The sequence below is a fragment of the Peteryoungia desertarenae genome (assembly GCF_005860795.2).
Classification (GTDB): Bacteria; Pseudomonadota; Alphaproteobacteria; order Rhizobiales; family Rhizobiaceae; genus Allorhizobium; species Allorhizobium desertarenae.
This window is the reverse complement of sequence record NZ_CP058351.1, coordinates 311,184-330,676: the sequence shown is the minus strand read 5'-3', so window position 1 is coordinate 330,676 and position 19,493 is coordinate 311,184. Positions and strand designations below refer to the sequence as shown.

Here is a 19,493-nt window from a genome sequence, read left to right as displayed (position 1 = left end):
TTGCAGCTGGACGCCTCTAAAAACCTCCCCATTTTCGGGAAATCGTGATTCAATCCGACATGCTTGATTTGGCGGGGGCGGATGATGCGGGGACAGCCTGGTTTCTTCGATCTGGACGAGCGTTACGAACGGCTGAGCGCCGTGGGCGATCCGCTCGAGAAGCTGAACAGCATCATCCCGTGGCCTGTGTTCGAGAAGCCACTGGCCAAGGCGCTGAAGCGATCGGATGGATCGAAGGGCGGGCGTCCGCCGTTCCCGGCGGTGTTGATGTTCAAGATCCTGGTGCTCCAGGCGCTCTATAATCTCTCCGACGATCAGGCCGAGTTCGTCATCCAAGATAGGCTGTCTTTCATGCGGTTTCTGGGGCTGGGTTTGTCCGACAAGGTGCCGGATGCCAAGACGATCTGGCTGTTTCGGGAAAGCCTGGTGCGGGCCGGTGCCATCGACAATCTGTTCGTCCGCTTCGACAAGCATCTCTCGCGGTCCGGATATCTGGCCAAGGGTGGGCAGATCGTCGACGCAACGATCATCCAGGCTCCCAGGCAGCACAACAGCCAGGAGGAGAAGGAGGCAATCAAAGCCGGGGAGATGCCCGAGGCGTGGAAGGAGAAGCCCGCCAAGCTTGCCCAGAAGGATCGGGATGCACGTTGGACGGTGAAGTATTCCAAGGCGAAGCAGCCGACGGACACGCCGACATCAGCACCAACCAAGACCCATGACATTGCCATTCCGATGTTCGGTTACAAGAACCACGCGGGCATCGACCGGGCGCATGGCTTCATCCGGGGATGGACGGTGACCAGTGCGGCGGCCCATGACGGTGCGCAGCTCAGGAATGTCGTGACCAAGGACAATACCGCCTCAACGGTCTGGGCTGACAGCGCCTACCGCTCCAAGACAAACGAGGAGTGGTTGCAGGACAATGGCCTGAAGTCGGACATCCACCAGCGAAAGCCGAAGGGCAAACCAATGCCGGAGACGATGTCGCGGGCAAACGGGCGACGATCCAGGATCAGGGCCACTGTCGAGCATGTCTTTGCAAGGCAGAAGGACAAGATGAAGCTCTTCATCAGGACCATCGGGATTGGAAGGGCCAAGGTGAAGATCGGCATGGCCAACACCGCCTACAACATGCTCCGATACGTCTTCCAAGAAGGTCGCCGTGCCATCGCATGACGACGGCCGCCCCGCAAGGGGCGGGAATGCCAATATAGGCATTTCAAATATCACCACCGAAAGCGGTGGTAGGCTCAGACTGCACCGTCAACACAGGAAGTCCGGGTAAATCGAGGTGTCCAGCTGTTCAGACAAATCGAGCCAGCTCTATAGGACTACTCCTAAAGCGTGTCGCATTTATTCAGCTTCATATCCTGCTGCTTTGAAGAAGTTTCTGCACTCAGTGACGGAGAAGAGGGCGATGATGTCGCCGAGGGCTTGGGCAATCGTGTCAAAGCTTCTGGCGGCTCGCTTTCGTAAGAGCGCCTTGAGCTTCGAGAACGCCATTTCGATGGGGTTCAGGTCAGGCGAATAGGGCGGCAGGAAGAGCAGCCAGGCACCCTTCGCCTTGACGAGTTGCTCGGCTTTCTCGCTTTTGTGGAAGCCGACATTGTCGAGGATGACAACGTCGCCGGGCGACAGTGTCGGCGCAAGCTGTGTCTCGATCCATGTTTCGAAGATGCGGCTGTTCATCGGCGCATCGACAATCCATGGCGCGGTCAGGCCATGGCAGCGCAGTCCGGCGATGAATGTCTGCGTCTTCCAGTGGCCGAAGGGAGCGTAGGCCGCAAAGCGACTGCCTTTGGCAGACCATCCGGTGCGCTTCGTCAAACGGGTATTCGTGGACGTCTCATCGATAAAGATGAGCCTGGACAACGCCTTGTCGAAGAACCGCTTGCGGCGGTTGATCGTGAGCGCTACGAACACTCCACCTTTTCTTTTGTGATTGCGGCCGCGAGATATGCTCCGTCATCGAGAGGAGCTGAAGGGGATGGCCAGGGATTACGCTAATGCCATGCTTGGAGTCAGGGATGAAGCCATGCATGAGGCTCGTGATGAAGGCGGGTACCGACGGATTGAAGTGATCACCGGGCGGCGGAAGCGGCGGGATTGGAGTGACGAGGAGAAGGCGCGGATTGTTTGTGAGAGCGCTGAACCTGACGCCAACATCTCTGCCGTTGCCCGGCGGCATGGTGTCAATCGTGGTTTGCTGAACGCCTGGCGTCGGGAGGCTGGGTTGATCGGGCAAAGAGCAGGTAAGGCTTTGGGTCGGGAACCGGCGTTCGTGCCGTTGAATGTGGTCGATAGTCAAAGCCCGCAACGCGCGACGGCATTCGATGTCGCCAGCAGTGCTGCTGGTAGAATTGAGATCGAACTCGACGGCGCGCGCATGACCGTGGTGGGCTCAGTGGCGCCGGACTTGGCCCAGGCTATGTTGGTGGCTCTTCGGTGCCGCCGGTGATCGGCGTTCCTGCTGTTGGCATGAAGATCATGGTAGCCACACAGCCCGTGGACTTTCGACGCGGCATGAATGGCTTGGTGGCTTTGGTTGCGTCGGCGCTAGCGGCGGATCCCTACTGTGGTGATGTATTTGTCTTCCGCGCCAAGCGTCTCGATCGCTTGCGTTATGTCTACTGGGATGGATCCGGCATGATCCTGGCCACGAAGTGGCTGGAGGCTGGCAAGTTCGTTTGGCCACCGATCACGAACGGTGCGATGACGATGTCGGCCGAACAATTTGCCCTTCTGATCGGAGGATTGGATTGGACGAGGATCGGCTCACAGCAGGTCAAAAGGCCGACGAAAGCAGCATGATGTAATTGTAATTGCTTGAAGATTCTGGGGGATATGGTAGTCTCCAGCATGTCGCCAAGCCAAGATCAACTCCTGCAGAATATCGAGCATTTGAGCCGGACGGTTCGTGCTCTCGGTGCAGAGAACGCTGATCTTAAAGCCGAGATAGACTATCTCAAGCGCCTTATCCACGGGGCTCGGTCGGAGAAGCTTGCGACCATCGATCCAACACAAACCAGTCTGGATCTTGGCGACCTCGCGGATATCCCAGCTGCTGCCAACGATGATAGCGGGCAACGTTCTCTTCCATCTCCCCGGAGAGCTCCAGGACGCAATATGGGTGCGCTCCCCAAGCATCTCCCCCGCTATGAGGTTGTCATCGAGCCGGAGAGCAAAACATGCTCCTGCTGCGCAGGTGACCTGCATCGCGTCGGGGAAACGACTACCGAAGCCCTCGATATCGTTCCCGCGATCCTGAGGGTAAAGCGGACTATCCGCCCTCGCTATGCCTGCCGGGCCTGCACAAACGGGATCACGCAGGCTAAAGCTCCGACACGCTTCATGGATGGCGGAATGGCGACGACTACGCTCGCGGCGCATGTCGTGACATCCAAGTTTGCATGGCATCTTCCACTCTATCGACAAACCCAGATCTTCGCAGGCCACGGTATCGTACTGGATCGGGGAACACTGGGGAGCTGGGTGGAACGCGTGGCGTGGTGGCTCGAGCCGCTCTATGACAGGCTTCTCGCCTTCATTCGTTCACAGCCCAGGGTCTTCGCCGACGAGACACGCCTCCCACGTCTTGATCCCGGGCGCAAGCGAACCAAGGTTTGTCAGCTATGGGCACAAGCCGTGGACGATCGGCCCTGGAATGGTCCAGCGCCTCCTGCCGTTGGTTACATCTTCTCCGAGAGCCGCAGCGCCCGTGAGGCTGAGCGCCAATTGGCCTCTTTTGATGGCGTGCTTCAGGTGGACGGATATGCGGCGTACAAAACCCTCGCCAAACGGCGCGGCAAAAGTAATGCGCACCCATTGCGGCTGGCATTTTGCCTGGCTCACGCCCGACGCAAGTTCGTGGACGTCGTCAAGCTGACCGGCTCATCGGAAGCCCTGGAGATCGTGTCGATCCTTGCGGAGGTCTATCTGATCGAGCAGCAGCTCCGCGGTGAGAGCGCAGAAGAGCGCCTTCAGACGCGGCAGTTAAAATCACTCTCCATCATGAAGTCATTGAAGGCCCGGCTGCTTGCCCTCAAGCGAGATATCTCGACCCAATCGGCTCTCGCCAAGGCCATCAACTATACGCTCACGCACTGGACTGGGCTCACAGCCTTCCTCGACGATGGAGCGATCGAAGTCGACAGCAACATAGTTGAACGTTCGATGAAGTCCGTTGCTCTCACGAGGAAAAACTCGATGTTCGTCGGCAACACCCGAGGTGGCGAGACTTTTGCCATCCTGGCTTCGCTGATCAATTCGGCCAAGCTGAACGGACTTGATCCGCAGACTTGGCTTGCCGATGTCCTCGCGCGGGTCGTATCAGGTCAAACGAAAATCAACCAGCTCGATACACTGCTTCCTTGGAATTGGTCGCCCGAGCAGACCAGGCAAGCAGCATGAACCGGCCATGTGTCTCCTATGATGAGCTGGATGAACGTCTGCGCGGCGACGGACATAATGACTATGTCGGAATGAGCGCGATCGACGGTTTGCTAGCGGCGATCGTCGCTGGCCCCGTGCCGATTGCGCCAGCACTTTGGCTGCCGAACGTCTTCGGTGGCACCTTGCCACAAACGAAGCCCGGCTCGATCGAGGAACGTCTCGTCAATACCGTCCTCAATCGGCATGATGAAGTGGACCATCTCCTCGCACATGCCCCTGGTGACTACTATCCGATCTTCATGCATGACAAGCGCAAGACGATCGTCGATGCTTGGGCAATCGGCTTCGCGCTGGGGCTGGGCCTGGGTGGCGAGGCATGGGCACCCATCCTGCTCGCCACACCCAAGCCCATCATCACCCCGATCATGGCCGTCAATCCGCAGCTCGCCAAAATGCTGTTCCGCATGTCTCCTCAGGAAAAACGAAAAATCCGAGCGACTGCGCATATCCATATCCGAGCCGCCGTGACCCAACTCTACGCTGCAACCCGGGACGCCCGCCAATAGCCGTCGGCACAAACCAGCCGCATCGGCAACGTGGCGCGTTCGTTGCGCTCACGGTTGATCCAAAGATCACGCGCCTTGGCGATCTCCGGTCTGCGCTGCTCGCTTGCCTTCAGGCTTTTTTTTATTGCTCAACCCAAGCCTGTGCAGAAACCGCCCGACGGTGGCGCGGTGGACGTCGATGCCGCGCTCGGCCAGTTCGAGACACAATTCGTCCAGAGTCACTTCGCCATGCAGAGCCACACGCTCGCTGAGCCATTGCCCATGCGGCGAAAGTTTACTGCCAGGCGGATGGCCCTGTCTTGCGGGGCGAAGAGAACCAGCGGAACGATGCAGGATCATCATGTTGTTGATGAACCGGGGCGAAACCCGGAAATGCCGGGCGGCTTCCCGGTTGCTATTGCCTTCATTCACAAACGCGACGACACGCTCACGCAACTCCATCGGATGCGGCTTGCCCATGGCGCTTCTCCTTCCATGGGCACAGTCAATCACAGATCAAGAAAAACAGGAATCCTGAATCACGTTTGCCGCGACACGCTTTAGTGTTTGCACCAGGACTTCCGATGTTCGCATCAACCTCGCAAGGCGGCCTTCACCGTGGGCTTACATAAATCGCAAAAGCGATCGGACAGATCAAAGGGACCACTACACAGACATCCGCCGTTGACGGCTGTGATGATGCTCAAGATTCTGGTGCTGTAAGCTCTTTACGATATGCACGAGAGACAGCCAGGGTTCACATCAGGCGGCCTGATCCCAAAACATGGAGGCAAGATGAGCCTCACGTTATCACCATTGCGATAAACAGCAACAAAAGCTATGCCTACCTTCGCGAGCGAGGCTAGACGCGGCGCATATCGATCATAGCCGCAAATAATGTGAGTCCAGAATGACTGCTAACACCTCAAACAAAATTCATGCATTATATTCTGTGATTTTGGCAGCATTATTAATTTTAAATTTTGCCTATCTGCTGAATTACATATTTTTTGATTACAGAATGGAAATACACTCCGATAGCGCAGTCAAGGTTTTAATCGCCAAGGAGATTTTCGATACAGGAAACTATTTTCCCACTGACTGGAATTATGTTAACAATGACCTGTTCATTTTGTTTGGCCACACCTTCATAATTCCTTTACTCGCATTCATGCCTCCCGGCTTCGCGGCACACGCCATATCTGGAGCCATAAGCGCGAGCATCATCCTCGCACTTATCTGGCTAGTTTCGCGACTTCTAAGCATGTCCGCCCTAACAGGCCTCGCCTGCGTTACGATATTCTGTTCGGGCATATCTCCCTTCATGTCGGAGAACCTCTTTGGGCAAGTTTCCTACGGTGCTGTGCTTTATCACACACTGGGAATTATTGCATCATCGCTTCTTTGGCTCGATAAGAAGGGATCGAAGGCAGTCCCGTTCCTTGTAATCGCAGCGGCAATCGTAGGACTGACGTTCTGGCACAACCCGCAACGAGCGCTAGTCGCGCAGGGATATCCGGTTGTAGCAGCAGCACTTTCCCTAGCCTTCTTCTGCAGGACTCGCGATCAAGCAGGGGCGGGAGAACGGAAGATTTCGATCCTCGTTATCGCAATTTTGACCGGAGCAGTTGCCGGGACTCTTGCACATCTGGCAACACTTCAAAAAGTCAACTCAGTTTTTGGGGCATCGGATGCGACTTGGCTCACGTTTGAACAGGCCATCCGGAACATCGGCTACACGTTGCAGGGTGTACTTGGAATCTTAGGAGGGCTTCCCGCCGAAGGAGGCACAGTGACGTCAACCGGCGGGGCATTCGCTGCGATACGTATTATCGGGGCACTCGCCTTCATTGCCGTAGCAGTTGCAGCTTGGCGCCATCTCCTTGTGCGAGGGAGCCGCAGTCAACATTTCTTTGCGGCATTCATTCTCCATTCTGCGGTGCCCGTCCTCCTGCTGCAGATCTTCACTACTCTGCCAGACATGAACGACCCGATCCAAAGTTCTCGCTATCTTGTGCCTGTAGTGGCCCTGTCTGTTATAGCGATGCTCTCTCACTGGGAAGGTCTTAAGCCCGCAAGCTACTTAGGTGCGCTAACCTTTGTCGCCCTGTTGCCGCTAGCAACCACCGGGCCTTTATCAGCGGCCGTCCCCGCGCTAGCCTCCCATCAGGCTTTTGGCCAAACCAACCAGTACGCGAGCGATCGCCTAGAGGTTCTGGCGTTTATGAAGTCCAATAATCTGCGGTACGGCTATGCCTCTTACTGGAACGCAAGTGTTTATAGCGTACTGAGTGACGGAGAGACGCTCGTTCGGCCAATCCATATCAACAGTTTATCACCATTTAGACACCTTTCTTCTGACAGATGGTATAGCGAAACTTCCTGGGCCGGCCCCTCATTTATTTTGCTTTCAAGTAATGAGCTAGAATATTTCGACGAGTCCCATCTCATTGCGCATGGGTACAAACCGGAAAAGAGACTCAAGATAGCGAACTACACGATACTTACCTTCACTGAAAATATTTCGGGCCGACTTCCAGGATGGAATACTAGCATAGAAGAACCTACTTCTATACCAATTACACAGAAAAGCCATCGACAGGTCGGAACCTACTTAGAAATTGATGGAAAAGGCGTACTCCAAGCCGGTATCGGGCAGTCAGGAGCGCTCCATTACGGGCCGTACTGGCTACTTCGCAAAGGAGATTATCAGGCTGAGTTTTTGATCACCCTCCCTGATTTGAATAAAGGCGGCGCCCGCCTTGATGTCGCAACCACAACAACCGACACCAAGATCCTTGCTTCAGGGGATGCTGTGTCCACTGGTGTTACTACCTTGAACTTCCATAACAGCACCCGCCAGCCTTTGGAGTTTCGCGTTTGGGTCGACGGCAGTTCGACTGTCCAGCTGAGAGGCATTACCATAACAGAAAAGAGTAACGTCGCTATCAACCCGCATTGATACCCCAATAGGTTTTTTGGTACATCGGGCTGGGGGGGCGCCCTGGGACCAAACCTTGGACCGCCGGAAGCTGGAGTTTTCCGGCTCTGATCACGATGGCTGGCTGGTTGCGCCACCGGGATTATGCAGGGCGATCGGGACGTTATATCCGATCGCCGAGTGAGGACGTTCCTCGTTGTAGTATCGACGCTAAGTGTCCAACTTTTCGCGGGAATCCGCAATGGTCAGGAACCAATGAGCGTTCAGGCACTCCGACCGCAGTTGGACACCTCTAAAAACCTCCCCATTTTTGGGAAATCGGACACCTCGATTTACCCCGACTTCCTGTGTTGACGGAAAGCGCGCATTTCCCTGCACCTTTTCCCGTTGACAGCCCTGTCGCATGAAGTGTCCACTTAAAAATAGGTGGACACCAAATATGAGTGACGAAGAGCAGACACTGCGTGTGCGCCTTGTGGGGCGTGATGGCCGACGCCGCTATGATCCAGCATCAAAGGCCCGGCTTGTATCGACCTGCCTTCAGCCAGGGGTTTCGATATCAGGCATGGCGCTTGCCCATGGGATCAACGCCAACGTTCTGCGCAAATGGGTGAAGGATGCCAGGGAGGCTTGCTTGTCGGCAGGACCTGTCCGTTCTGCGTTCATCCCGGTCGTCGCCGCAGACTGTGGCCTGCCTGTCGGGCCCCGCTCGCTGAATATGGCGGTCGCAGGTGGTGAAGACGAGGCAGCATCACTGGAGAGGCCGGCAGGGCTGTCAGGTTCTTCCAAAATCCGGGCTTTGCTGCCGAACGGCGTAAAGCTTTCGCTGGAATGTGGTGATGTGGACGCGTTGACGGCGATCATCGGCGCACTTGGCCGGGTTCAGGTGGTGGCATGTTCAGACTAGGCGCAGATCTCAAGGTCTACCTGCATCGCGAGCCCATCGACTTCAGGGCTGGGATCAACAGCCTTGCTGTCCTGGTCCAGGAGGATATGGCACTTGACCCGTTTGCGCCTGCGGTCTTTGCCTTCTGCAACCGTCGCCGTGACCGGATGAAGCTCCTGTTCTTTGATCGATCCGGCTTTGTGATGGTGCTGAAGCGATTGACCGAAGACCGGTTCCGGTGGCCGCGCCGGGAGACTGCGGTGGTGACGCTTTCGATCGAGCAACTACACTGGATCCTCGACGGCATCGACATCGACGCGTTTGCGCGCCATCCGGTGCGGCAGTATCAGGTGGCTGGCTGACGAAGGGCAGGTGATTTGAGGAGTTGACGCGCCGGCTTTCGATTCAAGAATCTGATGATCCGAACCGGCGAACCTGATGTTGCAGAGTTGATGGCGCAGTTGGCGGCGCATGCTGCCGAAATCGCCGCGCTCAAGGCTGAGAAAGAAGCGCTTTCGCAGCGCATCGTCAAACTCGAGGAAGAGCTGGCGCTGGCGCGGTTGCATCGCTTTGCGCCGAGAAGCGAAAAGCACGTCGATCGCCTGTTCAATGAAGCCGAGCAGGTTGCCGTTGACGAGGACGCTGGTGACGACCACGGCGATCTCGCCGACCTGCCGGATACTGGCCTGCCGCCTGTGGAAAGACCAGAAGGCAAGAAACGCACCGCAGACCCTTGCCGGAAAGCCTGCCGCGCGAGCGTGTCGAATATGACCTTGCCGACGATCAGAAGGCCTGCCCCTGCTGTCGGCATCAGATGCATCGCATGGGAGAGGCCGTCACCGAGCAGCTCCACATCGAGGTGAAGGCCAAGGTCCTGCAGAATGTCCGGTTCAAGTACGCTTGCCGGAATTGCGATCGAACCGGCATCAACACGCCGGTTGTCCTTGCGCCGATGCCCGCACAGCCTCTGCCTGGCAGCATTGCCACGGCTTCAACGCTGGCCTTTGCGCTGGTTCACAAATATGTCGACGGCACACCGCTCTATCGTCTGGCCCAGGCCTTCGAGCGTGCCGGTGTTCCCGTAAGCCGCGGTGCTCTGGGTCACTGGGTGATCGGATCGAGCGAGCGGCATCTTTCCCGCATCTATGACGCGCTGAAACTGCGACTTCGGTCCCAACCGCTCATCCATGGCGACGAGACGACGGTCCAGGTCCTGAAGGAAAAGGACAGGGAGGCCGCTGACACGTCGTATATGTGGGCCTATCGCAGCGGCGAGGACAGCGAGGAGCCGATCGTTCTCTTCGATTACCAGCCGGGCCGCGGCCAGATCCATCCGCAGACATTCCTTGGGCGTTATCGCGGCATCATCATGAGTGACGGCTACACCGCCTGGCGCACCCTGGAGGGGGCAACCCATATCGGATGCATGGCCCATTCCAGACGACGCTTCGTCAATGCCCTCAAGGCGAGAAAGAAAGGTGGCGGTCCGCCGGAGCAGGCGCTGAAGTTCTTCGAGCAGCTCTACCGGATAGAAAGGTTGGCGAAGGACGAAAAGCCGAACGAAGGCGAAAGGCAAGAAGACTGCATTCGCCGCTTTCGCCAGCTTCACAGCATTCCCATCCTCAATGCCCTCAAGACATGGCTCGATGACCTCGCGCCGAAGGTGTTGCCGGACAGCAAGCTCGGCGATGCCGTGTCCTACACCCTGAACCAATGGGACTATCTGACACTCTACGCGCAAGACGGCAGGATGCCGATCGATAACAACCTGCTTGAGCGTGATATCAGGATTTTTGCAACGGGCAGAAAATCGTGGCTCTTCAGCGATACCGTGGACGGAGCTAACGCCAGTGCAGTCGTCTACAGCATCATGCTGACCTGCCGCGCCTGCGGTATCGAACCCTTGGCATACCTGCGCCACATCCTCACCGAATTGCCGCAGCGCGAATCAGGTGCCGACATCACTGATCTTTTGCCGTTCAACTTCACGAAAACAACGACTGCCTGATCCGATACGACAAGCTGACAGCGAACCCGCTCAGACCGTCGCGTCAATGTGCATGGAAACAAGCGCTTACTGTTGACGGTGCAGTCTGAGCCTACCACCGCTTTCGGTGGTGAGTAAGCATCCGGCGAAGGCCGCAGGTCAGGCTGCCTGAGCACTCAGCGTCTTGGGTGTCCAGTTCCACGGCAAGAATTGCTCCAGCCTGCTGATCGGCGTGTCGGCAATGTTGGCGAGGACATCCGCCAGCCAGGCTTGTGGGTCTATGTCATTGAGCTTGGCCGTCATGATCAGCGTCGCCATGAAGGCGGCACGATCAGCACCACGATCCGATCCGGCGAAGAGCCATGACTTCCTGCCGAGAGCAAAGCCTCTGAGCGCGCGTTCGGCGGCGTTGTTCGTGAGACAAATTCGGCCATCGTCGAGGAATGACGTAAATCCATCCCAGCGCTTCAGCATGTAGTCGATCGGCTCTGAGACAGGAGAACTGCGCGACAGTTTTAGCCGCTCGGTTTGGAGCCAGTTATGCAGTTCTTCGGAAAGCGCGCATTTCCCTGCACCTTTTCCCGTTGACAGCCCTGTCGCATGAAGTGTCCACTTAAAAATAGGTGGACACCAAATATGAGTGACGAAGAGCAGACACTGCGTGTGCGCCTTGTGGGGCGTGATGGCCGACGCCGCTATGATCCAGCATCAAAGGCCCGGCTTGTATCGACCTGCCTTCAGCCAGGGGTTTCGATATCAGGCATGGCGCTTGCCCATGGGATCAACGCCAACGTTCTGCGCAAATGGGTGAAGGATGCCAGGGAGGCTTGCTTGTCGGCAGGACCTGTCCGTTCTGCGTTCATCCCGGTCGTCGCCGCAGACTGTGGCCTGCCTGTCGGGCCCCGCTCGCTGAATATGGCGGTCGCAGGTGGTGAAGACGAGGCAGCATCACTGGAGAGGCCGGCAGGGCTGTCAGGTTCTTCCAAAATCCGGGCTTTGCTGCCGAACGGCGTAAAGCTTTCGCTGGAATGTGGTGATGTGGACGCGTTGACGGCGATCATCGGCGCACTTGGCCGGGTTCAGGTGGTGGCATGTTCAGACTAGGCGCAGATCTCAAGGTCTACCTGCATCGCGAGCCCATCGACTTCAGGGCTGGGATCAACAGCCTTGCTGTCCTGGTCCAGGAGGATATGGCACTTGACCCGTTTGCGCCTGCGGTCTTTGCCTTCTGCAACCGTCGCCGTGACCGGATGAAGCTCCTGTTCTTTGATCGATCCGGCTTTGTGATGGTGCTGAAGCGATTGACCGAAGACCGGTTCCGGTGGCCGCGCCGGGAGACTGCGGTGGTGACGCTTTCGATCGAGCAACTACACTGGATCCTCGACGGCATCGACATCGACGCGTTTGCGCGCCATCCGGTGCGGCAGTATCAGGTGGCTGGCTGACGAAGGGCAGGTGATTTGAGGAGTTGACGCGGCCGCCGGCTTTCGATTCAAGAATCTGATGATCCGAACCGGCGAACCTGATGTTGCAGAGTTGATGGCGCAGTTGGCGGCGCATGCTGCCGAAATCGCCGCGCTCAAGGCTGAGAAAGAAGCGCTTTCGCAGCGCATCGTCAAACTCGAGGAAGAGCTGGCGCTGGCGCGGTTGCATCGCTTTGCGCCGAGAAGCGAAAAGCACGTCGATCGCCTGTTCAATGAAGCCGAGCAGGTTGCCGTTGACGAGGACGCTGGTGACGACCACGGCGATCTCGCCGACCTGCCGGATACTGGCCTGCCGCCTGTGGAAAGACCAGAAGGCAAGAAACGCGGCCGCAGACCCTTGCCGGAAAGCCTGCCGCGCGAGCGTGTCGAATATGACCTTGCCGACGATCAGAAGGCCTGCCCCTGCTGTCGGCATCAGATGCATCGCATGGGAGAGGCCGTCACCGAGCAGCTCCACATCGAGGTGAAGGCCAAGGTCCTGCAGAATGTCCGGTTCAAGTACGCTTGCCGGAATTGCGATCGAACCGGCATCAACACGCCGGTTGTCCTTGCGCCGATGCCCGCACAGCCTCTGCCTGGCAGCATTGCCACGGCTTCAACGCTGGCCTTTGCGCTGGTTCACAAATATGTCGACGGCACACCGCTCTATCGTCTGGCCCAGGCCTTCGAGCGTGCCGGTGTTCCCGTAAGCCGCGGTGCTCTGGGTCACTGGGTGATCGGATCGAGCGAGCGGCATCTTTCCCGCATCTATGACGCGCTGAAACTGCGACTTCGGTCCCAACCGCTCATCCATGGCGACGAGACGACGGTCCAGGTCCTGAAGGAAAAGGACAGGGAGGCCGCTGACACGTCGTATATGTGGGCCTATCGCAGCGGCGAGGACAGCGAGGAGCCGATCGTTCTCTTCGATTACCAGCCGGGCCGCGGCCAGATCCATCCGCAGACATTCCTTGGGCGTTATCGCGGCATCATCATGAGTGACGGCTACACCGCCTGGCGCACCCTGGAGGGGCAACCCATATCGGATGCATGGCCCATTCCAGACGACGCTTCGTCAATGCCCTCAAGGCGAGAAAGAAAGGTGGCGGTCCGCCGGAGCAGGCGCTGAAGTTCTTCGAGCAGCTCTACCGGATAGAAAGGTTGGCGAAGGACGAAAAGCCGAACGAAGGCGAAAGGCAAGAAGACTGCATTCGCCGCTTTCGCCAGCTTCACAGCATTCCCATCCTCAATGCCCTCAAGACATGGCTCGATGACCTCGCGCCGAAGGTGTTGCCGGACAGCAAGCTCGGCGATGCCGTGTCCTACACCCTGAACCAATGGGACTATCTGACACTCTACGCGCAAGACGGCAGGATGCCGATCGATAACAACCTGCTTGAGCGTGATATCAGGATTTTTGCAACGGGCAGAAAATCGTGGCTCTTCAGCGATACCGTGGACGGAGCTAACGCCAGTGCAGTCGTCTACAGCATCATGCTGACCTGCCGCGCCTGCGGTATCGAACCCTTGGCATACCTGCGCCACATCCTCACCGAATTGCCGCAGCGCGAATCAGGTGCCGACATCACTGATCTTTTGCCGTTCAACTTCACGAAAACAACGACTGCCTGATCCGATACGACAAGCTGACAGCGAACCCGCTCAGACCGTCGCGTCAATGTGCATGGAAACAAGCGCTTACGTTCTTCGACAAGCGGCTGGCTGTCCTTGCGGCGACGCTCCGTGCGCTGCTCTGCGGCAAGACCGTTGATCTCCCGTTCGATATCGAACAGGGCATCGATCCGTTTGACGGCCTCCAATGCCATCGGCGAGATCGGCGCAGCCTTGCTGCCACGTTTGGCGTTCGCGGCGATGTCGGCCAGCACGAAGAACTTGCGGCGTGAATGGGCCCAGCAGAGTGCTTGGCGCAGAGGCGCGGGATCGCGATGTTCTTTGAACAGCGGGTTATAACCGCCATAGGCATCCGCCTGCAGAATGCCGGAGAAGGTCTTCAGGTGGCGTTCGGGATGCTCCTGTCGCCGGTCTCGCGATGAGTAGAACAGTGCCGCAGGCGGCGACAGCCCACCAAACGGCCGGTCATCCCGGACATAGGTCCAGATGCGGCCCGTATCGGTCTTTCCCTTCGCCAGGATCGGCACGGTCGTGTCGTCGCCATGCAGCCGCTCGGCGGCAAGGACATGGGCCTCGATCAGCGAATGGATGGGCTTCAGGGCTGCGGCGCACGCGCCGACCTGGCAGGCCAGCGTCGATAGGCTGAGGTCGACGCCCTCGCGGGCATAGCGTTCGCTTTGGCGATTGAGTGGCTGATGCTGGGCGAACTTCTCGAACAGGATCATTGCCAGAAGGTTCGGGCCGGCAAAGCCGCGCGGCGTCACATGGAAGGGTGCTGGCGGCTGCGTGATCTTCTCGCATTCGCGGCAGGAGAACTTCTCCCGCACGGTCTGAATGACCTTCCACTGACGCGGGATGATCTCCAGTGTCTCTGTGATGTCCTCACCGAGCTTCGACAGGTTGGCCGAGCCGCAGCAGGAGCAGTTTGTCGGAGCAGCAATGACGACACGTTCGCGCGGGAGATGCTCGGGAAAGGGCTTGCGTGACGGACGCTTGCGCTCGAAGGCCCTGACGGTTGAGGCATTGGCTGCGATCTCTGCTGCCAGTTCATCTTCGCCAGCATCAGCCTCCAGTTCCTCGAGCTGCAGTTCCATCTGCTCAAGGAGCCGCGCCTTGCGTTCGGAGCGACTGCCGTAGAGGTCGCGCCGGACCTTCTCGATCTCTAGCTTCAGCCGCGCGATTAGCGCCTCGGAATGCGATACTAGCGCCTTCGCGCTGGCAGCTTCCGCCTTGGCGGTCGCCGCCTCTGCCTCGGCAGCAACACGCCGCGCGCGCTCTTCGGCAAGCAGTGCGAGTGCACTGGCAAGGTCGTCCGGAAGCTGTTCGACGGGGGTGCTCATGGCGAGATGGAATCATATTCGCTCCCGCCATTCCAGCATTTTTGCTTATCCGGCCGAGGTCGGTCGCCAGGTTCTTTGCGGCATCCGCCAGTCTATACCTTCCAGCAAATAACTGAGCTGCGCCGGCGTAATCACGACCGTCCCATCGGCCGCCGACGGCCATATGAAGCGTCCCAGTTCCAGCTTCTTCGTGAACAGGCATGCTCCCTGGCCATCATGCCAGATGACCTTGATCAGGCCACCGCCACGACCGCGGAACACGAACAGATGCCCGCACATCGGATCGCGCTTCAGCGTCTCCTGCGCCATCAGCGACAGACCGGGAAAGCCTTTGCGCATGTCTGTATGGCCCGTTGCCAGCCAGACCTTCACACCAGCAGGGACCGGGATCATCGCCGACCCAGTACACAATCGAGAATGCGGCCAAGCGCCTCCGTGTCGATGTCGCTATCCACGCGGACGCGCCGACCGCGGCCCAGCTCAATCATCACATCGCTACGCTTGCGGCGGGGCTGCGATGAGGCCGGCGCTTCCGAGGCAACGGGTTGGACTGCCGGCGCGGCCTCCGATACGTTCACGGGCACCAAGGTGTTCGCCGTCTCGGTTCTCGGTTCCTCGATTTGGCAAAGCTCCTTGCGCCACCGAAAGAGCTGGCTGACGTGGATGCCAGCCGATCGCGCAATCTCGGAAAGCACCGCCCCAGGCTCAAGGCAGGCTGCAACGAGCCGCTCCTTATCTTCGCGCGACCAGCGCCGACGGCGCTCGACAGACGTGATCACTTCAATCGGATGCTTCGTCATAGGACTACTCCTAGTGTTTGCACTAGGACTTCCGATGTTCGCATCAACCTCGCAAGACGGTCTTCACCGGGGGCTTACGGTGGTAGGCTCAGACTGCACCGTCAACACAGGAAGTCGGGGTAAATCGAGGTGTCCAGCTCTCAAGTCAGTCTAGTCTAGTATTGACATACCTATGAGACCCTCTATTCGTTGTTGCCTGTTGCAATGCGTCTCCAAGCTGGGGCGTTGGTGGCGGTAGTCGATTGTCGTCGAATCAACGAGGCCTTCCATGCTCTGCTGGACCGAAATGTTGTCCTCCTATGGTAGGAGTTCGAGTGCATCGTTCGTGAGAGATTCGAATCTGATTCATGAGCTGACAGTTGTTCTCGTCATTGAGGTGAAGGCGCTTAGCTGACAAGCACGATTAGATGTTGCTTAAGCAGGAATGGTATAATGGCTCAAAGTACTAGCGGCTTTCACGCGATTCTCTCAAATCCGCGAATGTATTCGCTTTTTCAGAATCTTATGGGGGCCAGGCAAGGTTGGCGCAACTACGTGGCGGACCACCTTAAGCCGTGGGCAGGCATGCGTATTTTGGACATCGGCTCGGGGCCTTGTGATATACTCGAATTTCTCCCGCCGGTCGAATACTATGGATACGACATCAGCTCTTCTTATATTGAGCGCGCCCGCGCGAGGTTCGGCGACCGGGGCCGGTTTGCTGCCCGGTTGCTGACAATTGAAGAGATTGCCGCGCTGCCTAAGATGGATGTTGTACTTGGCTCCGGTCTCTTGCATCATTTGGACGATGAGGTTGCAGTAGATCTAATGAGGCTCGCATTCGAAGCGCTGAAGCCTGGCGGAAGACTTTTGACGATAGATCCTGTCTTAGAAAAGGGACAAAACCCCGTTGCTCGACTTCTGATATCTCTGGATCGTGGGCAAAATGTCAGAACGCGCGTGGAGTATGAAGCTCTAGCGCGTTCAGTTTTTCACGAGCCAGTCACGTCGGTAAAGCACAAGGTTTGGATTCCTTACACACATTGCATGATGTGTTGTACTCGCAACTAAGAGGGCAGTCCTCCCCGTTTTAACGGGGTTCAGCGGTATAATTCACGCTGCCATTTGCAGTTTTTGAGCGGGTGTGATGCCGCCAATGCCCATGTCGGGCCCTTCATGGTTATACGTCCAAAGCTATTCCGTGGCGATCTCCTGGACTGTAGTGGCCCCCTAAATCCCCGGACACGATCTCCCACTTGTTGAGTGTTAGGAGTAATATGCCCATTACGACCAGTCACATCCCCAAGATAGAAGTGCTGTCCGGCCGTGAACGTCGTCGTCGCTGGTCGACAGCGGCGAAGCTGGTGATAGTCCAGGAGACGTATGAGCCTGATGTTACGGTCTGAACTGCCCCCCATTTCGACCGGACAGTCGGCATAAGTGTGCTCTGATCCCCAAAAACTGGACCGTTCATAACTGGAGTTTTCCGCGATAACTTCCCGGCTAGGAAAAGGAGTGGAAGCATGAAGGCATCGAAGTTCTCGGACGCCCAGAAGGCGTTCATTTTGAAGCAGGGCGATGACGGTGTGCCGGTGGCAGAGATCTTGACCTGAGACCCGACTTCCCTCCATTTTTCGGGAGAGTCTTGGGTTTTTAATCTGGCCTTATGCTGCCTGTTTTTCCATAGCCATTTTCATTGCGAACTCTCTGGGTGTGATGTTGCCCAGCGACGAGTGCGGTCTGTTTCTGTTGTAATCCTCCTTCCATGCGGTGATGGCAGCGCGGGCTTGGTTGAGCGACGAGAACAGCGTCTCGTTGAGGCATTCGTCGCGGAAGCTGCCGTTGAAGCTTTCGGCGAAGCCGTTCTGCATCGGCTTGCCTGGGGCGATGTAGTGCCATTCGACCTTGGTCTCCTGACACCATTTGAGAATGGCCATGCTGGTCATCTCCGTGCCGTAGCATGTTGGGAATGATACGCCGTTAGAGGTTATGGCCGCCTGCGCAGCCCCATTTTGCGCAGCAGGTGGCCATAACCGGGTCTCAGGTCTCTATGGTGGTTTTGCGAACCACACCACAGAGGAGACCGGCTATGGCCAAGGTTGAGCATACTTCGGATGCCTGCGTTCTGGTAGGCATCGACATTTCCAAACACCGGCACGAGGTGCTGATTGCCGCTCCCGGAAAAACGCGCCGTCGACGCCTGACGATCACCAATACCACCGATGATTTCCAGCGGCTGATTGGGATCTTGCGGGAGTACAATATGCAAGTCCGGATCGGCTTTGAGGCAACCGGCAATTATCACCGCGTGCTGATGTATCATCTGGGCGTGGCCGGCTTCGACCTGAAGCTCGTGTCGTCGGTCGCCTTGGCCCGAACCCGGGAGGCGCTGCACAATAGCTGGGACAAGAACGACCCCAAGGATGCACAGGTCATCTTGCACATGCTGCAGATCGGGGCAGTGCAGATATTCCAAGACCCGATGGTGGCCGGCACCAATGATATTCAGGAACTGTCCAAGACCCATGATGCCGTGTCCCGGGCAAAGACCGAACTGTGGCATCGGATCCTGACCCACTACCTGCCACTTTACTTTCCCGAAGCCGAACGGTTCCACCGGAGCTCTCGCAGCGATTGGTTCTTGGCGTTTCTCGAGATGTTCCCCTCTCCGCACATGATCAGCGCGATGTCCAAGGAACAGTTCATCAAGGCTGCTTGGGATGTCGTTGGACGCAAAGTGGAGAAGACGCGCATGTTATCAGATGTTTACGAGACAGCGAAGGCATCGACTGGATTGCCTGTGTCACCAGAGTCCGACGCCATCCGCATGTTCCGCATGATGCTGGCCGAGGGGAGGAGTTTGATCCGCCAACGGAATGCCATCGAAGATCGTGCCGTCGAACTGCTCGCTGATCGGCCCGATTATCAGTTGCTATGCACCATTCCTGGCATCGGGCCGATCAATGCCCTCACCGTGCTGGCCGAAACGGGCGATCTGCGCCGGTTCCGTCACCACCGTCAGTTTCTGAAGTTCTGCGGCATGGACCTGGCCACCGTCCAGTCCGGCATGTTCCGCGGTCGAAGCAAGATCTCCAAATATGGCAATGCCCGCTTGCGCCGCACTTTATGGCTGGCAGGGCAAACGGCGGTTTTGCATAAGGCCAACAGCTTCCGCGACAAATTCGAGCGCTACATCGCCCAAGATCGCCACAACCCGGATCTGCGCCGCAAGGCTTACACCGCCATCGCGGCAAAGATGGCCCGCACCATTCACGCCGTGATCAAGTCCGGCGAACTCTATCGTCCCTTCTTTGAGGGGACGAGCCCAGGCGGAAGGACCCCTCTCTGGAGAGCCGTGGAGGCAGGTTCCTGACCTCGTAGATAATGTTCGGGCCTTCCGCTTGGGATTTTGGATCTCGTCTTAAGGACGGTGAGGGCGGCAACAAGACCGACCCTGTATTTGCTATGGAAGAGACCACATCTTGACGGCGGAGCCCGCCTGGGCAACTATTTTAAGGGTATCCGGTC

General features: G+C 57.6%; 15 protein-coding genes and 7 pseudogenes. 14 read left to right on the top strand and 8 right to left on the bottom strand.

Going from position 1 to position 19,493, the window contains the following annotated elements; all coding sequences use genetic code 11:
* Positions 1-84: 84 nt before the first annotated feature.
* A complete protein-coding gene (locus FE840_RS18860) occupies positions 85-1,176 on the top strand; it encodes an IS5 family transposase (RefSeq protein WP_138289685.1) in 1,092 nt (363 codons plus the stop codon).
* Between the two features lie 177 nt (positions 1,177-1,353).
* On the opposite strand, the pseudogene FE840_RS18855 reads toward FE840_RS18860, so the two are convergent.
* Positions 1,354-1,866, bottom strand: a pseudogene (locus FE840_RS18855) (IS630 family transposase); the annotation flags it as partial.
* 121 nt (positions 1,867-1,987) lie between these two features.
* Here FE840_RS18855 and tnpA (FE840_RS18850) point away from each other — a divergent pair.
* From tnpA (FE840_RS18850) to FE840_RS18835, 4 genes are read left to right on the top strand one after another with little or no spacing between them, the layout of a single operon-like run.
* Positions 1,988-2,458: an IS66-like element accessory protein TnpA gene (gene tnpA / locus FE840_RS18850; protein ID WP_138289684.1), complete on the top strand. Its 471-nt coding sequence runs from the start codon at positions 1,988-1,990 to the stop codon at positions 2,456-2,458.
* Positions 2,459-2,478: 20 nt separating this feature from the next.
* A complete protein-coding gene (gene tnpB, locus FE840_RS18845) occupies positions 2,479-2,811 on the top strand; it encodes an IS66 family insertion sequence element accessory protein TnpB (RefSeq protein WP_425502239.1) in 333 nt (110 codons plus the stop codon).
* 48 nt (positions 2,812-2,859) lie between these two features.
* A complete protein-coding gene (tnpC, locus tag FE840_RS18840) occupies positions 2,860-4,410 on the top strand; it encodes an IS66 family transposase (RefSeq protein WP_138289682.1) in 1,551 nt (516 codons plus the stop codon).
* Positions 4,407-4,958 carry a YecA/YgfB family protein gene (locus FE840_RS18835; protein ID WP_138289680.1) on the top strand — a complete coding sequence of 184 codons (552 nt, stop codon included), beginning with the start codon at positions 4,407-4,409 and terminating at the stop codon, positions 4,956-4,958. Before tnpC (FE840_RS18840) ends, FE840_RS18835 begins: the two co-directional genes overlap by 4 nt.
* 66 nt (positions 4,959-5,024) lie before the next feature.
* Here FE840_RS18835 and FE840_RS18830 read toward each other — a convergent pair whose 3' ends face one another.
* On the bottom strand, positions 5,025-5,417 hold the full coding sequence (locus FE840_RS18830; protein WP_246318942.1) for a helix-turn-helix domain-containing protein: 393 nt from the start codon (positions 5,415-5,417) through the stop codon (positions 5,025-5,027).
* Between the two features lie 430 nt (positions 5,418-5,847).
* On the opposite strand from FE840_RS18830, the gene FE840_RS18825 reads away from it, so the two are divergent.
* On the top strand, positions 5,848-7,899 hold the full coding sequence (locus tag FE840_RS18825; protein ID WP_138289678.1) for a hypothetical protein: 2,052 nt from the start codon (positions 5,848-5,850) through the stop codon (positions 7,897-7,899).
* Between the two features lie 90 nt (positions 7,900-7,989).
* On the opposite strand, the pseudogene FE840_RS20990 reads toward FE840_RS18825, so the two are convergent.
* Positions 7,990-8,181, bottom strand: a pseudogene (locus tag FE840_RS20990) (integrase core domain-containing protein); the annotation flags it as partial.
* A 136-nt stretch (positions 8,182-8,317) separates the two neighbouring features.
* On the opposite strand from FE840_RS20990, the gene tnpA (FE840_RS18820) reads away from it, so the two are divergent.
* The 3 genes and pseudogenes from tnpA (FE840_RS18820) (at position 8,318) to tnpC (FE840_RS18810) (ending at position 10,772) form a co-directional block, all read left to right on the top strand.
* Positions 8,318-8,785 carry an IS66-like element accessory protein TnpA gene (gene tnpA, locus FE840_RS18820; protein WP_138289823.1) on the top strand — a complete coding sequence of 156 codons (468 nt, stop codon included), beginning with the start codon at positions 8,318-8,320 and terminating at the stop codon, positions 8,783-8,785.
* The gene (gene tnpB, locus FE840_RS18815; protein ID WP_138289821.1) at positions 8,773-9,126 is read left to right on the top strand and encodes an IS66 family insertion sequence element accessory protein TnpB; all 354 of its coding nucleotides are present in this window, start codon (positions 8,773-8,775) and stop codon (positions 9,124-9,126) included. Before tnpA (FE840_RS18820) ends, tnpB (FE840_RS18815) begins: the two co-directional genes overlap by 13 nt.
* A gap of 54 nt (positions 9,127-9,180) precedes the next feature.
* Positions 9,181-10,772: pseudogene (gene tnpC, locus FE840_RS18810) on the top strand (IS66 family transposase).
* A gap of 138 nt (positions 10,773-10,910) precedes the next feature.
* On the opposite strand, the pseudogene FE840_RS18805 reads toward tnpC (FE840_RS18810), so the two are convergent.
* A pseudogene (locus FE840_RS18805) lies at positions 10,911-11,309 on the bottom strand (IS66 family transposase); the annotation flags it as partial.
* 78 nt (positions 11,310-11,387) lie between these two features.
* Here FE840_RS18805 and tnpA (FE840_RS18800) point away from each other — a divergent pair.
* The 3 genes and pseudogenes from tnpA (FE840_RS18800) to tnpC (FE840_RS18790) all read left to right on the top strand — a co-directional run bounded on the left by tnpA (FE840_RS18800) (position 11,388) and on the right by tnpC (FE840_RS18790) (position 13,846).
* The gene (gene tnpA, locus FE840_RS18800) at positions 11,388-11,855 is read left to right on the top strand and encodes an IS66-like element accessory protein TnpA (protein WP_138289823.1); all 468 of its coding nucleotides are present in this window, start codon (positions 11,388-11,390) and stop codon (positions 11,853-11,855) included.
* A complete protein-coding gene (gene tnpB, locus FE840_RS18795; protein ID WP_138289821.1) occupies positions 11,843-12,196 on the top strand; it encodes an IS66 family insertion sequence element accessory protein TnpB in 354 nt (117 codons plus the stop codon). The genes tnpA (FE840_RS18800) and tnpB (FE840_RS18795) overlap by 13 nt, the downstream gene beginning before the upstream one ends.
* A 58-nt stretch (positions 12,197-12,254) precedes the next feature.
* A pseudogene (tnpC, locus tag FE840_RS18790) lies at positions 12,255-13,846 on the top strand (IS66 family transposase).
* Between the two features lie 56 nt (positions 13,847-13,902).
* Here tnpC (FE840_RS18790) and tnpC (FE840_RS18785) read toward each other — a convergent pair.
* The 3 genes and pseudogenes from tnpC (FE840_RS18785) to tnpA (FE840_RS18775) all read right to left on the bottom strand — a co-directional run.
* Positions 13,903-15,186 (bottom strand): annotated as a pseudogene (gene tnpC / locus FE840_RS18785) (IS66 family transposase); the annotation flags it as partial.
* A gap of 45 nt (positions 15,187-15,231) precedes the next feature.
* The gene (gene tnpB, locus FE840_RS18780; protein ID WP_138289811.1) at positions 15,232-15,579 is read right to left on the bottom strand and encodes an IS66 family insertion sequence element accessory protein TnpB; all 348 of its coding nucleotides are present in this window, start codon (positions 15,577-15,579) and stop codon (positions 15,232-15,234) included.
* Complete coding sequence (tnpA, locus tag FE840_RS18775; protein ID WP_138289813.1) at positions 15,576-15,986, bottom strand: IS66-like element accessory protein TnpA; 411 nt, start codon at positions 15,984-15,986, stop codon at positions 15,576-15,578. Before tnpA (FE840_RS18775) ends, tnpB (FE840_RS18780) begins: the two co-directional genes overlap by 4 nt.
* A gap of 432 nt (positions 15,987-16,418) precedes the next feature.
* Here tnpA (FE840_RS18775) and FE840_RS18770 point away from each other — a divergent pair, with 432 nt between their 5' ends.
* Complete coding sequence (locus FE840_RS18770) at positions 16,419-17,036, top strand: class I SAM-dependent methyltransferase (RefSeq protein WP_138289815.1); 618 nt, start codon at positions 16,419-16,421, stop codon at positions 17,034-17,036.
* A gap of 593 nt (positions 17,037-17,629) precedes the next feature.
* On the opposite strand, the pseudogene FE840_RS18765 reads toward FE840_RS18770, so the two are convergent.
* A pseudogene (locus tag FE840_RS18765) lies at positions 17,630-17,920 on the bottom strand (integrase core domain-containing protein); the annotation flags it as partial.
* Positions 17,921-18,054: 134 nt separating this feature from the next.
* Here FE840_RS18765 and FE840_RS18760 point away from each other — a divergent pair.
* On the top strand, positions 18,055-19,338 hold the full coding sequence (locus FE840_RS18760) for an IS110 family RNA-guided transposase (RefSeq protein WP_179028222.1): 1,284 nt from the start codon (positions 18,055-18,057) through the stop codon (positions 19,336-19,338).
* Positions 19,339-19,493 lie beyond the last annotated feature (155 nt).

Coding starts and splice junctions, on each gene's coding strand:
- tnpB (WP_138289821.1), top strand. CDS start 11,843: ATGTTCAGACTAGGCGCAGATCTCAAGGTCTACCTGCATCGCGAGCCC.
- FE840_RS18825 (WP_138289678.1), top strand. CDS start 5,848: ATGACTGCTAACACCTCAAACAAAATTCATGCATTATATTCTGTGATT.
- FE840_RS18770 (WP_138289815.1), top strand. CDS start 16,419: ATGGCTCAAAGTACTAGCGGCTTTCACGCGATTCTCTCAAATCCGCGA.
- FE840_RS18830 (WP_246318942.1), bottom strand. CDS start 5,417: ATGGGCAAGCCGCATCCGATGGAGTTGCGTGAGCGTGTCGTCGCGTTT.
- FE840_RS18835 (WP_138289680.1), top strand. CDS start 4,407: ATGAACCGGCCATGTGTCTCCTATGATGAGCTGGATGAACGTCTGCGC.
- FE840_RS18760 (WP_179028222.1), top strand. CDS start 18,055: ATGGCCAAGGTTGAGCATACTTCGGATGCCTGCGTTCTGGTAGGCATC.
- tnpA (WP_138289684.1), top strand. CDS start 1,988: ATGGCCAGGGATTACGCTAATGCCATGCTTGGAGTCAGGGATGAAGCC.
- tnpB (WP_138289821.1), top strand. CDS start 8,773: ATGTTCAGACTAGGCGCAGATCTCAAGGTCTACCTGCATCGCGAGCCC.
- FE840_RS18860 (WP_138289685.1), top strand. CDS start 85: ATGCGGGGACAGCCTGGTTTCTTCGATCTGGACGAGCGTTACGAACGG.
- tnpB (WP_138289811.1), bottom strand. CDS start 15,579: ATGATCCCGGTCCCTGCTGGTGTGAAGGTCTGGCTGGCAACGGGCCAT.
- tnpC (WP_138289682.1), top strand. CDS start 2,860: ATGTCGCCAAGCCAAGATCAACTCCTGCAGAATATCGAGCATTTGAGC.
- tnpA (WP_138289823.1), top strand. CDS start 11,388: ATGAGTGACGAAGAGCAGACACTGCGTGTGCGCCTTGTGGGGCGTGAT.
- tnpA (WP_138289823.1), top strand. CDS start 8,318: ATGAGTGACGAAGAGCAGACACTGCGTGTGCGCCTTGTGGGGCGTGAT.
- tnpA (WP_138289813.1), bottom strand. CDS start 15,986: ATGACGAAGCATCCGATTGAAGTGATCACGTCTGTCGAGCGCCGTCGG.
- tnpB (WP_425502239.1), top strand. CDS start 2,479: ATGAAGATCATGGTAGCCACACAGCCCGTGGACTTTCGACGCGGCATG.